The sequence below is a fragment of the Pseudomonas fluorescens genome, assembly GCF_019212185.1.
Lineage (GTDB): Bacteria > Pseudomonadota > Gammaproteobacteria > Pseudomonadales > Pseudomonadaceae > Aquipseudomonas.
The window spans coordinates 2911109-2925249 of the sequence record NZ_CP078138.1; the positions used below are offsets into that span (position 1 = coordinate 2911109).

Sequence of the window (14141 nt, forward strand, 5' to 3'; positions counted from 1 at the left end):
AAAACGTTAACGATAACGCGGATTGTCTGGATGTACGCGATGGCGGTGTGTCAGGCGACACACATGCCGGATTTGCCGGCGCCATCCCGAGCAGGCTCGGTCCCACAGAGGGCGTGGTGACCGCCGATCTTGCGACCAGCCACAAAACCCCGTGGGCGCTGGCTTGTCGGACCGGTCCCACAGTTGAACGCCATCCAGGTTTACCCTGCCAGATGCCCGCTCAAATCCCCGCTCATTTCCAGGTATGAATAATCACGGAAACTGAAACGCCAGATCCCGTCCACGCACTGGAACTCATCCACATACCTTCCGGCCGCAATGATCTGCAGCGGCAGGCTGTCAGTGGCCTGCAGCACCGTGTACGACGAGCGCACCGTCGCCGTCTGCGAAGCCTGGTCAATCTCGATGATCGGGTTGCTGATGAGGTGCTTGCTACGTGGCGTGCCGCAGGGGTACAGCTTCAGGCGCTGTTGCCAAATGCCCAGCAGGGCCTGGTGGTCGATAAACCCGTCATGGTTGTGCAGCTTGATCCGCGCATGGCGGAACAACTCGGCTGCGGCGACCAGTTGGCCGCTGTCCAGGTAGTCGGCATAGCGGTACAGCAGATTGCACAGCTCAATGGCGTTGTTGTTCATGAAATCACCTCATAAAAAAGCCGCTGCGACCCGGGCAGGTGGCAGCGGCGTGATGGCCTGAAAAGACCGATCAGGCAGTGACGCTGGCGTGCGCGCTGACCGCCGCCGCAGGCTGCTTGATCTGCTGCCGATAACGCGGCAGCGCCAGGGCCAGAAACACGCTGGCCAGCACCAGCATCGACACCGAGGCCGCCAGGGCATAGCGCAGGGATTCACTGCCCAGGGTCGGAACGAAGAAGTCGCTGAGCATGCCGACGAACAGCGGGCCGACGCCGACGCCGAGCAAGGTCATGGCCATCACGAAAATCGCCGTGGCCTGGGCCAGGCGGGTCGCCGGGAACAGGTGGGTGATCGCGCTCAGGCACGGCGTCGCCCACCACACGCCGAAGAAACCGAAGGCGCTGTAGAACAGAAAGGCTTGCGGTACCGCAGTGCTGCCGATGTAGAACGCCGTGCCCTGGGGCCAGAGGAAGTAGGCGAGGGCGAACGGAATGCTGATCAGCGTGCCCAGCAGCGGTACGCCGATCTGCCAGCCGGCATCGCGGCGTGCCATGCGGTCGGTGAGTACGCCGCAGACCAGGGTGCCGATGGTCGAGCCGGTGCCGCCGACCACCCCCACGAGAAAACCGGCCTGTTGCAGATTGAGGCCGTGGGAGCGGATCAAAAAGCTCGGGCTCCAGGTGCCGATGGCGTAGCCGGCAATCGCCGCCGCGCCGCCGGTGAGCACCAGCCAGACGAAGGAGGGCATGCGAAACAGCTCGACCAGAGTCGCCAGCCAGCCGTCCTCGGCCGCCACCGTGTTGCTCACCGGCATCACCCGCTTGGGCGCACGTACGGTCAGCAACAGCAGCAAGCCGAGGAAAATCCCCGGCGCACCGATCAGCAAAAAGGCGTAGCGCCAACCGTGGTGCTGGGCAATCCAGCCACCGAGGCCGAGGCCGACGATCGCCCCCAGGCTGGAACCGAGCATCAGGAACGCCAACGCCGTGGAGCGGCGGTTGGCCGGGTACAGGTCCGAGACCATCGCCACCGAGGGCGCCGTGCCGCCGGCCTCGCCAACCGCCACGCCAATGCGTGCCAACAGCAGGGTCATGAAGTTACCGGCCATGCCGCAGAGCATGGTCATCAGGCTCCAGGCAATGCAGCTGAAGGCGATCACCGGCTTGCGCCCGACCCGATCCGACAGGCGTCCCAGCGGGAAGCCGAACACGGTATAGAACACCGCGAATGTCACCCCCGACAGCAGGCCGATGCCGGTGTCGGAAATACCGAACTCCAGCTTCACCGGCTCGATCAGGATCGCCATCAACTGGCGGTCGATGTAATTGAACACATAGATGCTGGCGAGCACGAACAACGCGTAGTGCGTGCGCCATGTCACGGGGGGGGATTGGTTCACTGCGGGTGCTCCGGTTCTTGTTCTGGTGGTCGCGATGCTCGGTTGCCTGCAGTTTATTTTCATCGTCCATTCAGACCATTTCCTGCCGGTGGGGCCAACCGTTCGACACCATAGCCGACCTAGTCTTGTCGGACGATGTTTCGCGTCTGCCCAGCGTCAATCATTGCGCTCATCTTCGCTGGCGTGGCGAGTCCACGACAGCCTGCAAACAATAAGAAGCTGAGGAATTGCAATGAGCGTCTTGTTCGAGCCGGTCACCCTGGGTGAGCTGCAACTGGCCAACCGCATTGTCATGGCGCCCATGACCCGCAGCCGGGCCCTGGCCGATGCCGTCCCCGGCAGCGACATGGTCGAGTACTACCGCCAGCGGGCCAGCGCCGGGTTGATCGTCGCCGAAGGCACGGCGCCGTCCGCCAGTGGCCTGGGCTACTGCCGCACGCCGGCGATCTACAGTGTCGAACAGATGGCCGGCTGGCAACGGGTAACCGACGCGGTGCACGCCGAGGGCGGGAGCATTGTCCTGCAACTGATGCACGTCGGCCGCGCCGCCAGCCGCCACAACAAACCCCAAGGTGCCGCCACCGTGGCGCCATCGGCACTGCGCGCACGGACCCAGGTGTTCAGCGACAGCCACGGCCTGGTGGACACCGACGAGCCCGAAGCCCTGACGCTGCACGCCATCAATCAGGTCATCAACGATTACCGCCAGGCCGCACTGAATGCGCGCCAGGCCGGTTTCGACGGGGTCGAACTGCACTGCACCAGTGGCTACCTGCCGATGCAGTTCATGGCCTCGGGCAGCAATCAGCGCAACGATGAATATGGCGGCGATGCCCACAGCCGGGTGCGTTTTGCCAAGGACGTGATCGAGGCCATGGCCAACGCCATCGGCGCCGGTCGCGTGGGGTTTCGCCAGTGCCCGGGCAACCCCTACAACGACATCGACGACCAGGACCCGACCGCCACCGCCGCCGCCCTCTGTCAGGCGGTGGCGCACTTGCCTCTGGCCTACCTGCACATCATGCGCTCGCCGCTGGAAGGCCTGGATGCCTTTGCTTTGGCACGCCAGCACAGCCCGCATCAACTGATTCTGAATGACGGTTTCGACGGTCCTTCGGCCAGCGCCGCCCTCGCGTCGGGCGAGGGGGCTGCCGTGTCGTTCGGTCGTCATTTTATTGCCAACCCGGACCTGGTGGAACGTCTGCGTCGTGGCCTGGAACTGAGCCGTTTCGATCGCAAGACCCTGTACACCCCGGGCGCCGCCGGCTACTCGGACTACCCCGTCAGCCAGGAGCGTGCGCGATGAACCAGCAGCAATTACCCAGCGGTCTGGTGAGTCACCCGGTGCCACGTGAGCAGACCCAGGCCTTGCTCGACCAACGTTCGGCCGCTGCCGGGCTGATCAAGCCCCGCGACCTCTACACCCTGGCCGATCGCCTCGAGCAACAGGCCCTGGAGCAGGGCGAGCGGCCCTTGCTGATCTACGGCGAACAGATCCTGAGCTACGCCGAGGTCGATGCGCGGGCCAACCAGATGGCCCACACCTTCTACGCCAACGGCCTGCGCGCCGGCGATGTCTGCGCCCTGGCCATGGAGAACCGCCCGGCGTTTTTCTGCAGCTGGTTCGGCCTGGTCAAGCTCGGGGTGGTGGTGGCGTTCATCAACACCCAGGTCAGCGGCAAGCCGTTGCTGCATGCACTGCAGACCACCGAGGCCAAGGCCTTGCTGGTGGGCGAGGAATGCCTGGCCAATATCCAGGCCACCGAAGGCATGCCGGAGCTGCCGTGCTGGTTGATCCGCGATGCCGAGAACCCCTGGAGCGGCGCCTTGCCCAAAGGCGTCGACGGACATTTCGACACGCGTCTCGCGCAAGCCCCGCGCAGCGCATTCCCACGCGATATTCGTGCGCACATCGAAGCGCAGACGCCGACCCTGCTAATTTTTACCTCTGGCACCACCGGCCTGCCCAAGGCTGCGCGCTACAGCCACATGCGCTGGATGTCCTCGGGCGACGTCATGCACGTCACCCTCAACGTCACCCGGGACGACGTGTTCTATTGCTGCCTGCCGCTGTATCACGGCGCCGCCGCCACCTCGGTGACCTCTACCGCCCTGCGCGCCGGCGCGGCGATTGTGGTGCGCCGCAAGTTCAGCGTGCGTGAATTCTGGATCGACGTAGCGCGCTATCGCATCAGCATCTTCCAGTACATCGGCGAGATTTGCCGCTACCTGCTCAACCAGCCGGTTCGCGACGGTGAGCGCGAGCACAGCCTGCGCTGCATGCTCGGCGCCGGGCTCGCGCCGGACACCTGGCAGCGCTGGCTGGAGCGCTTTGGGCCGATCCAGGTATTCGAAGGCTGGGGCGCCACCGAAGCGAATGCTGCGGTGATCAACGTCGACAACTACTTCGGTTCCTGCGGACGGGTGCCGGACTGGAACAAGACCAACCTGCGCCTGGTGCGCTACGACGTCGAGAACGACTGCCACCCACGGGACGAGCACGGCTTCTACCAGGTCTGCAAGGTCGGCGAGGTCGGCGAAGCCATGGGCTTTATCGTTGATCATCCGGAGATCGGTGGCGGGCGTTTCGAGGGTTACACCTCCAGCGAAGCCACTGAAAGCAAGATCCGCCGCAACGTGTTCCGCGACGGTGATGCCTACTGGAGTTCCGGCGATCTGCTGCGCGAGGACGCCGAGGGCTATTGCTATTTCGTCGACCGCATCGGCGACACCTACCGCTGGAAAAGCGAGAACGTCTCGACCCAGGAAGTCGCCGACGGCCTCGGCGATCTGTCGGGTCTGGAGCTGATCAACGTCTATGGCGTGCAGGTGCCGGGCCAGGAAGGGCGTGCCGGCATGGCCGCGGTGCTGATGCAGACCGGCTGTGATTTCGATCCGGCGGCGCTGTTCGAGCTGGCCGATGCACGCCTGCCGCGTTATGCCGCGCCGGTGTTCGTGCGGGTCACCCAGGCCGCCGACCTGACTGCCAGCTTCAAGCTGCGCAAGGTCGATCTGCAACGCCAGGGGTACTGCCCGCGGCGTTGTACCGATCCACTGTTCATCCGCGACGAGGCCGCGCGCAGCTACGTGCCTTATTCGCCAGAAGCCTTGGCCCGCGCCGGCCTCGCGCCCTTCGCGGTGACCGGCAATGACTGAACTCGACGCCAACGGCCATGAACTGCGCGACGGCCTGCGCTATCCCTGGGTGCAGCCGCCGGAGTCCGGCCAGGCACGTGAGGTGGCACCCGGCGTGTGGTGGTTGCGCATGCCGCTGCCGTTTCGCCTCGATCACATCAACCTCTACCTCTTGCGCCATGGCGACGGCTGGGTAGCGGTGGACACCGGGATGAACACCGAGCAGAGCCGCGAGGTCTGGGACCGGGTGCTGAGCGAAGTCTGTGGCGGCCTGCCGCTGCGGGCGGTGGTCTGCACCCACTTTCATTCCGACCATGCCGGCGTCGCCGCCTGGCTCAGTGAGCGTTTCCAGTGCCCGGTGTACATGACCGTCAGCGAGTTCCAGTCGCTGCACGTGCGCTTTCCCGCCGATCAGGCGCCGGGCTGGGACTTCCTCGATTTCTACCGCAAGGCCGGGGTCAGCGACGCGCAGAGCCGCGAGATGTTCGCGGTGATGAGTAACGCGCATTTCCTGCCAGCGCCGCTCAACCATTTCCGTCGCCTGCAAGAGGGCAGCCTGCTGCAGATCGGTGGCCGCACCTGGCAGGTGGTGATCGGTCGTGGTCATTCGCCGGAGCATGCCTGCCTGTATGCCGCCGCCGACGGCTTGCTGATTTCCGGCGACCAGGTGCTGCCGCGTATTACCTCGACCGTCGGCGTGCACGCCACCGAGCCCCTGGCCGACCCGCTGCGCGACTGGCTGCAGTCGATCGAGCACCTGCGCAGTCTGCCCGACAGTGTGCTGGTACTGCCGGCCCACGAACGTCCGTTTTTCAATCTGCATCAGCGCCTGGATCAACTGGAGGCCCATCACCAGGGCCACCTGGCGCAGATGCTGGCCAGCTGTGCCGAGCCGCGCACCGTGCTCGAGCTGATGGCCGTGTTGTTTCCCAGGCTGTCAGGGCGTTTCGACGAACTGATGGCCCTTGGCGAAACGTTGGCCCACGCCAACTACCTGGTGGCCGAAGGGTCGCTGCAGCGGGAAGAGGACCGGGGGCTTTATCGCTACCGGTGCGCGGTAAAGGGAGCGCGCAAGGCTTCTGCGCTCAAGGTGTTTTGAGCCGGTTGCACGGCGCCCGTGTTGAACAGTCCAGGCAGCCACCCGGCTGCCGTTGAGGAGAGTCAGTGTGATCAACAACAACAAAAATAACTCCAGGGTCATGGCTTCGAGCGTGTTTCAGGTCAGCAGTCTGGCGGCGGCCATGGCGCTGGTGTCGAGCCCGGCCTGGGCCGGCGATACGATCGAATTCGACAACGGCCTGACCATGGACTGGGCAGTGACCACCAGCTACGGCATCGGCGTGCGCACGGCCGACCAGAGTCGTCGACTGCTGTCGGTCAACGCCGACGATGGCAACCGCAACTTCGACCAGGGCGGCCTCACCACCAACCGTGTCGGCGCCCTCGGCGAACTGATCCTGCGCAAGGACAACTACGGCGCCGTGGTGCGTGGCAGTACCTTTTACGACGACGTCTACCACCAGGAAAACGACAACGACTCGCCATCGACAGTGAACAAGACCGGGCGCAACGACGAGTTCACCAGCGACACCCGTTACTACAGCGGCGGCCGTACCCGTCTGCTCGATGCCTATGTGTTCAGCGGCTGGCGTTTCGACAACGACACCATGCTCGACGTCAAGGCCGGGCGGCATATCGAATCCTGGGGCGAGAGCCTGTACTACCCGGGCGTCAACGGCGTGCAAAACCCTTCCGACGCGGTCAAGGCTGCGCAGCCCGGGGTCGAGGTCAAGGAAGTGCTGCTGCCGGTGGGCCAGTTCTCCGGCTCGTTCCGCCTCAATCCGCAACTGACCTTCGGCGCCTACGTCCAGTACGAATGGAAGGGCACCGAGCTGCCGCCAGTGGGAAGCTACCTGTCGAGCAGTGACGTGGTCGGTCCGGGCCGCGAGTTCATCTACGCCAACGGCCAGAAAATCGCCTATCGCGGCACCGACGATCCAAGCGACAGCGGCCAGTGGGGCGTGCAGGTGCGCTATCGCCCGGTGCAGGCTCTCGAGCTGTCGCTGTTCCACATCAACTATCACGACAAGAACCCGGCCACTGCGCTGGTCGGCTATAACCCGCTGCCGGTCGGTGGCGGCCTGCTGGCCATGGCGTCCAACGGTTATCGGATCAAGTACTTCGAAGACATCAAGCTGACCGGTATCAGCGCCTCGACCAAGCTCGGTGACGTGCAGATCGGCGGCGAATGGTCGTACCGCGACGGCGTGCCGGTGATGGTCAATACCGGCCTCGGTGCGGTGCCGGCCAAGGGCAAGGGCCAGCAGATGCAGCTGTCGGCGATGCGCATCCTCGGCGATCGGCCGTGGGCCAGCCAGACCACCCTGACCGCCGAAGTCATTCGCACGCAAGTCGACAGTGTCGAGGCGACCTCGGCGGCGCCGAACCTGCAGGGCCTGAACCTGCTGCCTTCGGTGGCCGGCCTGGTGGCGCCTTCCGATGACTACACCTTCAGCACCCCCAGTGGCTGGAAGACCAAATCCTCCAGTGCCTACACCGTCGGCGCCTCGTTCAGCTATCCGGGCGTGGCCCAAGGCTGGGACCTGGAAGTGCCGTTCAGTTTCTCCAACGTGTTCAGCGGTGCCACGCCCATGGGCGGCAGCATCGCCGGGGTCGCCGGCGACCGTCGCCTGAGCGCCGGGACCACCTTCAAGTACCTGGGCAACCTGGAGCTCGGCCTGAAGTACATCGCCTACCTCGGCGAACCGGACCCGATCAAGCGTCCCTTCGCCGACCGCGACTACGCCACCTTTTCGGCGAAATACAGCTTCTGATCGACCCTCGGCCCGTGCTGCGTTGACGGGCCTTCCAATTATCTTGTCATTGCCGCAGCCCGGCGCTGCGGCAGGGAGGCTCTATGGGACTCAAAGGACACGCGGCCATTGTCGGCAGCGCGCAATACAAACCGGAAAAATACGCCACCGCGCCGAAGATGTTCCATCTCGAGCAGGTCGCCGACCTCGCAGCCCAGGCCCTGCGTGATGCCGGGCTCAAGGCCTCGGACCTCGACGGGCTGGTGATCAACGGTCCGCACTTTCACGAAGCCTCGGTGTTCGTGCCGGCAATGGCCGCTGAGTACCTGGGTCTGCGGCTGAATTTTGCCGAAGTGGTGGACCTCGGTGGCTGCACTTCGGTGGGCATGGTCTGGCGCGCTGCTGCTGCGATCGAACTGGGTCTGTGCCAGGCGGTGCTCTGTGTGATCCCGGCGCGCATGGCGCCGTTCGGTCCTGACGAGGACCCGAGCTGGATGGCCCGCTCGATGCGTTTTGGCGGGCACAGCACGGCCTTCGGCGCGCCCGAAGCGGAGTTCGACCTGCCGTACGGACATATGGGCCAGAACACGGGCTACGCGATGATCGCCCAGCGCTATGCCGCGCAGTACGCTTATGACCAGCGGGCGATGGCGAAGATTGCCGTCGACCAGCGCACCAACGCGTTGGCCAACCCCCAGGCGATGTTCTACGGCCAGCCATTGACTATCGAGCAGGTGCTGGCGAGCAAGATGGTTGCCGACCCGCTGCACGTCCTCGAAATCGTCATGCCGGTGGCCGGTGGCGCCGCGCTGATCATCACCAGCAAGGAAGTGGCGGCGCGGGCACGCAAGCGTCCGGCCTTTATTACCGGGTTTGGCGAGCACCTGGCGTTCAAGTCGCCGTCCTATGCCGAGGACATGCTCAACACCCCAATCGGCCCGGCCTCGCGCCAGGCATTCAGCATGGCCGGGCTCAAGCCCAAGGACGTAGATGCCGCGCAGATCTACGACTGCTACACCATCACCACCTTGCTGACCCTGGAAGATGCCGGGTTCTGCGGCAAGGGTGAGGGCATGGCGTTCGTTCGCGAGCACGACCTGACATGGCGCGGCGATTTCCCGATGAACACCCACGGCGGGCAACTGAGTTTCGGTCAGTCGGCCTCGGCCGGTGGCATGAGTCAGGTGATCGAGGCGGTGACGCAGATCGCCGGTGCCGCCGGTGAACGCCAATTGGGTCGCTGCGACAGCGTCTACGTCTCCGGTACCGGCGGCGTGATGAGCGAGCAGGGCGCATTGATTCTTCAGGGAGCATAAGCACATGTCCAACAACAAACCGATGCCGGTCGCCACGCAGATTTCCGCTCCCTTCTGGGAAGGCCTGAAGGCGCGCCGCCTGTTGATCCAGCAATGCAACGCCTGCAGCCACTGGAACTTTTACCCGCGCCGGCATTGCCCCAAGTGCCTGGAACATGACCTGGCCTGGCGCGAAGTCGACGGCACTGCGACGCTGTACAGCTACACCGTGACGCGCATCGCCACCTTGCCTGACTTCATTGATGAGATGCCGCAGAAACTGGCGGTGGTCGAATTGGCCGAAGGGGTGCGGATCAATACCAACCTGGTCGGGCTTGAAGAGGATGAGATCAAGATTGGCATGGCGCTGCAGCCGGTGTTTGCCGAGGTGGATGCCAAGGGCAATCGCCTGCTGCGTTTTACCGGGGTGGACAAGGATGCGGCCAGCCTTGAGGGCTTGTCGGGGCAGGACCGCGAGCCGGCGCCGGTGGCGGCTGAGCAACCGGCGGCGCGGCAGATCGATTTGAATGACGGCCCGGCGTTGCAGGCGTTGGTCAGCGAGCAGTACAGCGACTGGAGCAATGTGGTGGTGGTCGATCAGGCGCTGATCGATGCGTTTGCCCAGTTGTCGGGCGATGACTACTGGATCCACACCGACCCGGAACGTGCACGCCTGCAAAGCCCGTTCGGCGGCACCATCGCCCACGGTGCCCTGGTGCAGGTGCTGCAATCGCGGATGAAGCTGGCGTTGGGTTTCGAAATCAGCGGCTTCACCACCCAGATCAATTATGGTTCCGATCGCCTGCGCTTCCCGGCGCCAGTCCCGGCCGGCTCACGCATCCACTCGCGGGCACGGGTGAAAAAAGTCGAACTGCTGCCGCGGGGTACTCAACTGACTCTGGAGTTGAATATCCATGTGGTGGGGCAGGACAGGCCGTCGGTGATTAATGATCTGGTGATTCTGTATATCGCTTGATCCCGCAGATTTCCCCGATTCTGTGACCACCCCGCCCTCTGTAGGAGCGAGCTTGCTCCTACAGAGGATCCAGGTACACCCAGGATTCCTGATCGCCCCCAAATCCCTGTGCGAGCCAGCCTGCTGGCGATGGCGGAGTGTCTGGCACAGCGGCTGTTGAATGTACCGGCTGCAGTTCCGAACTCCGTGCCCCCCCACACGCCATTTGCATAAGCCATTTGGACGATGTGCCCCCCCGGCCTTGCGCCGACTATCGGTGCACAGGCAACGCCGCAGTGCTTGCCCTGGCGCCTGACAAGAACAAGAGGATTTGGCCCTATGACTTGCCCCCCGCACGTGTGCCCCGAACAGGAGCGTTGCCCATGCGCTCGGTGATCGGTTACATCGTCTGCCTGATGGTCGCCGTGACCATTGGCTACACCTTTTCCCCGAAAACCCCACCCCAGGCCGAAGTGTTGGCCATGCGTCCGGACCGGGTGCAGATCAATGGTCTGCTCAATCTCGGCGCACGGGTGGTGGCGGTGGGTGAGCGCGGCAGCATTCTGCTCAGCGACGACCAGGGTGTCAGTTGGCAGCCGGCTACTGTCGCCACCCAGCGCAACGCCACCTTGACCGCCGTGGTCGCCCTCGACGCCAGGCGTTTGCTGGCGGTCGGGCACGACGGCTGGATCCTGCGCTCCGAAGACGCTGGCAGCAGCTGGCGCGAGATCCGTTACGACAGCGACCTCGGCGAGCCACTGCTGGGCATCTGGAGCGCCGGTGGCGACAACGTCATGGCCTTCGGCAGCTTCGGCAAATTCTACCAGTCGCTGGACGCCGGACAGAGCTGGACCGCGCGGCCCCTGGACATCGACAGCGCGCACCTGAACAGCATGGCCGGCGGCGACGATGGCCGGCGCATGCTGGTGGGCGAACAGGGCCTGGTCCTGCGCACCACCGATGCCGGCCAGCACTGGCAGACCCTGCCGGCGTTCTACAGCGGATCCCTGTTCGGCATCGTGCGCCTGAGCGACGCTGACTGGGTGACCTACGGCATGCGCGGGCATGTCTTCGTCAGTCACGACTTTGGCGACAGCTGGACCCAGATCAATGTCGGCAACCAACTGCCGCTGTACGGCCATGTGCTGCTGCCCGATCACTCAGGGCTGGTGATTGTCGGCGCCGGCAGCTCCGTGGTGCGGCTCAACGCCAAGGGTGCGCTGGTGGGTGTTGAGCGCCTGGCCGGGCTCGGCACCTTGACCTCGGTGACGGTGGTGGGCTCGCGCCTGCTGGTCGGCGGCGAGCGCGGCGTATTGCAGGGGACAGGTGGCAGCGTGGCTGCCCGAGTGGCCACGCAGGCTACCCAGTGAAGGAGAAACGGGTAATGAATCACGGAAAACACTGGGTGACGCGCAGCGTCGATACCTGCGCCGATTACCTGATGGCCTGGCGCAAGGGGCTGCTGTTGCTGTTCGTCCTGGTGACCCTGGGCCTGGGCTACAGCGCCACCCATACGCAACTGGACCCGGGCTTCAACAAGCAGATTCCGGTGCGCCATGACTACATGATCAATTTTCTCAAGTTCAGCCATTACTTCACCGGCGCCAACCGTTTCCTGGTCAGCGTGCGCTGGAAAGGCGAGGGCGATATCTATAACGCCGAATACCTGGAGACCCTGCGCAAAGTCACCGACGATGTGTTTTTCATCTCCGGTGTCAGCCGTCCCAGCGTGACCTCGCTGTTCACCGCCAACGTGCGTTACATCGAGATTACCGAGGAAGGTTTCTTCGGCGACGTGGTGGTGCCGCCGCGTTTCAGCGGCACCGCTGAAGACCTGGCGCAAGTGCGCAGCAACACCGCCGCTTCGGGTCAGGTCGGGCGGCTGGTGGCCAACGACCTGAAATCGGCGATGGTCCGCGCCGACCTGCAGGACACCGACCCCAAGACCGGCCAGTCGGTGTCCTATGTCGACATCGCCAAGCGCCTGGAAGAGATCCGGGGCAAGTACAACAGTGACGATATCGAGATCAACATCGTCGGCTTCGCCAAGCTGGTGGGCGATGTGGTTGAAGGGCTGAACACGGTGATCGGCTTCTTCGTGGTCGCCTTCGTCATCACCGGCCTGCTGCTGTGGCTGTACTCGCGCTCGCTGCGCCTGACCGTGGTCGCGCTGGTAGTCGCGCTGTTGCCGGTGGTCTGGTTGCTCGGGTTGCTGCCGCTGCTGGGACTGGGTATCGATCCGATGTCGATCCTGGTGCCGTTCCTGATTTTCTCCATCGGCGTGTCCCACGCGGTGCAGATGACCAACGCCTGGAAACAGGACGTGCTGGCCGGCAGCACATCGCTGCAGGCGGCACGTTCGGCGTTCTGCAAAATCTTCATTCCCGGTTCCCTGGCGTTGTTGATGAACGCCCTGGGCTTCGCGGTGATCATGCTGATCGACATTCCCATCGTCCACGAACTGGGGGTCACGGCGTGCATCGGCGTGATGCTGATGATCATCACCAACAAACTGATGTTGCCGATCATCATCTCCTATCTGCGCCTGGAGCCCGGCCTGTTGCGCCGTGCGCAGGCCAAGCCCCAGGGCCGGCATCGCCTGTGGTGGCGGCTGTCGGCACTGGCGGAACCGGGGCCGGCGCTGGGCGTGTTCGCCATCAGCGTGCTGCTGCTGGTGGCCGGGGCCTGGAAGGCACGGGATTTGGCAGTGGGCGATATCGGTGCCGGCGCGCCGGAACTGCGCGCCGATTCACGCTACAACCTGGACAACGCGAAGATCATCAGCAGCTACTCGATCGGCCTCGATGTGATGTCGGTGTTCGTCCAGGTCAAGGGCGTCGACGAAGGCTGCCTGTCGCCGGCGGTGATGCGCGCGGTGGAAGCCTTCGATTTCCGCATGCGCACCGTCGCGGGTGTGCAGTCGATCCAGAGTGTGGCGGACATGGGCAAGCGGGTGATTGCCGGCAATAACGAAGGCAACCCGCGCTGGGCGGCGATCCCCGGTTCGCCTCGTGGCCTGAGCCAGGGCGCCCGGGCTTACGTGCCGGATGACGGGCTGGTGACCGACGGTTGCCAGCAGATGCAGATCCTGGTGTTTCTCGCCGATCACGAGGGCAGCACCGTCAGCCATGCCATCGCCGAGGCCAAGCGGATCATTGCGCAAGTCAGCTCGCCCGAGGTCGATTTTCTCCTCGCCGGCGGCAACGTCGGGGTGATGGCTGCCTCCAACGAAGCGGTCAAGCGCGCCGAAGTGATTATGCTCGCTGCGCTATTCGGATCAGTGGCGCTGTTTTGCTGGCTGACCTTCTTGTCGATCCGTGCGGTGCTGTGCATTCTGGTGCCGCTGGCGATCGTCGCGATCCTCTGCAATGCCTTGATGACCCTGCTGGGGATCGGCCTCAAGGTCGCGACCTTGCCGGTGATGGCGCTGGGTGTGGGGGTGGGGGTCGACTACGGGATTTACCTGTATGAGCGCATCCAACACGAAATGCTGCGCGGCGCGAACCTGCGCGAGGCCTTCTACGAGGCCATGTGTCAGCGCGGTACCGCTGCAGTGTTTACCGCTGTGACCATGTCCATCGGCGTCTGCACCTGGGCCTTTGCACCGCTGAAATTCCAGGCTGACATGGGCGTGCTGCTGTCGTTCATGTTTCTGGTCAATGTGTTGGGGGCGATCTTCCTGCTGCCGGCACTGGCTGCCTGGTTCAACCGCGGGCGGCCGCTGGTAACCCAGCGCGAGCGTGCAGCGGCGCCGGTGCAGGGGGCTTTTCCGCTGAAAAACAGTCCGGCGGCGCGGGACTGACCGCCCGCAGAAATAAACCGCGCAGGCCTCTTGTGGACGGCGCGGCGGCTGGAGAAACTGGGGCCGGTCCCATAGAGGGCCACCCCGGCAAGATGCGATTTGAGCGG

Annotated in this window: 10 protein-coding genes; 8 read left to right on the forward strand and 2 right to left on the reverse strand. The window is 64.4% G+C overall.

Annotated elements, in window-relative coordinates; genetic code table 11:
* Window positions 1–200: 200 nt before the first annotated feature.
* On the reverse strand, window positions 201–635 hold the full coding sequence (locus tag KW062_RS13165) for a nuclear transport factor 2 family protein (protein ID WP_105755952.1): 435 nt from the start codon (window positions 633–635) through the stop codon (window positions 201–203).
* 70 nt (window positions 636–705) lie between these two features.
* Window positions 706–2034, reverse strand: coding sequence for a spinster family MFS transporter (locus KW062_RS13170; protein WP_105755953.1), 1329 nt, complete (start codon window positions 2032–2034; stop codon window positions 706–708).
* A gap of 232 nt (window positions 2035–2266) precedes the next feature.
* Here KW062_RS13170 and KW062_RS13175 point away from each other — a divergent pair, with 232 nt between their 5' ends.
* The 8 genes from KW062_RS13175 (at window position 2267) to KW062_RS13210 (ending at window position 14034) form a co-directional block, all read left to right on the forward strand.
* On the forward strand, window positions 2267–3340 hold the full coding sequence (locus KW062_RS13175) for an alkene reductase (RefSeq protein ID WP_105755954.1): 1074 nt from the start codon (window positions 2267–2269) through the stop codon (window positions 3338–3340).
* Window positions 3337–5190 carry a long-chain-acyl-CoA synthetase gene (locus tag KW062_RS13180; RefSeq protein WP_105755955.1) on the forward strand — a complete coding sequence of 618 codons (1854 nt, stop codon included), beginning with the start codon at window positions 3337–3339 and terminating at the stop codon, window positions 5188–5190. The genes KW062_RS13175 and KW062_RS13180 overlap by 4 nt, the downstream gene beginning before the upstream one ends.
* The gene (locus tag KW062_RS13185) at window positions 5183–6268 is read left to right on the forward strand and encodes an MBL fold metallo-hydrolase (protein ID WP_105755956.1); all 1086 of its coding nucleotides are present in this window, start codon (window positions 5183–5185) and stop codon (window positions 6266–6268) included. Before KW062_RS13180 ends, KW062_RS13185 begins: the two co-directional genes overlap by 8 nt.
* A gap of 67 nt (window positions 6269–6335) precedes the next feature.
* The gene (locus KW062_RS13190) at window positions 6336–8003 is read left to right on the forward strand and encodes a DUF1302 domain-containing protein (RefSeq protein ID WP_371321436.1); all 1668 of its coding nucleotides are present in this window, start codon (window positions 6336–6338) and stop codon (window positions 8001–8003) included.
* Window positions 8004–8086: 83 nt separating this feature from the next.
* Window positions 8087–9298: a thiolase family protein gene (locus tag KW062_RS13195; protein WP_105755957.1), complete on the forward strand. Its 1212-nt coding sequence runs from the start codon at window positions 8087–8089 to the stop codon at window positions 9296–9298.
* A 4-nt stretch (window positions 9299–9302) separates the two neighbouring features.
* Window positions 9303–10253 (forward strand): bifunctional OB-fold nucleic acid binding domain-containing protein/MaoC family dehydratase, encoded by a 951-nt coding sequence (locus tag KW062_RS13200; RefSeq protein WP_105755958.1) that lies wholly within the window; start codon window positions 9303–9305, stop codon window positions 10251–10253.
* Between the two features lie 362 nt (window positions 10254–10615).
* Entirely contained in the window at window positions 10616–11602 is a 987-nt protein-coding gene (locus KW062_RS13205; RefSeq protein ID WP_105755959.1) for a WD40/YVTN/BNR-like repeat-containing protein, read from the forward strand.
* A gap of 14 nt (window positions 11603–11616) precedes the next feature.
* A complete protein-coding gene (locus KW062_RS13210; protein WP_105755960.1) occupies window positions 11617–14034 on the forward strand; it encodes an efflux RND transporter permease subunit in 2418 nt (805 codons plus the stop codon).
* Window positions 14035–14141: the final 107 nt, after the last annotated feature.

Excerpts from the sequence above, each read along its gene's own strand:
- KW062_RS13200 (WP_105755958.1), top strand. The coding sequence starts at position 9,303 with ATGTCCAACAACAAACCGATGCCGGTCGCCACGCAGATTTCCGCTCCC.
- KW062_RS13185 (WP_105755956.1), top strand. The coding sequence starts at position 5,183 with ATGACTGAACTCGACGCCAACGGCCATGAACTGCGCGACGGCCTGCGC.
- KW062_RS13210 (WP_105755960.1), top strand. The coding sequence starts at position 11,617 with ATGAATCACGGAAAACACTGGGTGACGCGCAGCGTCGATACCTGCGCC.
- KW062_RS13180 (WP_105755955.1), top strand. The coding sequence starts at position 3,337 with ATGAACCAGCAGCAATTACCCAGCGGTCTGGTGAGTCACCCGGTGCCA.
- KW062_RS13175 (WP_105755954.1), top strand. The coding sequence starts at position 2,267 with ATGAGCGTCTTGTTCGAGCCGGTCACCCTGGGTGAGCTGCAACTGGCC.
- KW062_RS13195 (WP_105755957.1), top strand. The coding sequence starts at position 8,087 with ATGGGACTCAAAGGACACGCGGCCATTGTCGGCAGCGCGCAATACAAA.
- KW062_RS13205 (WP_105755959.1), top strand. The coding sequence starts at position 10,616 with ATGCGCTCGGTGATCGGTTACATCGTCTGCCTGATGGTCGCCGTGACC.
- KW062_RS13165 (WP_105755952.1), bottom strand. The coding sequence starts at position 635 with ATGAACAACAACGCCATTGAGCTGTGCAATCTGCTGTACCGCTATGCC.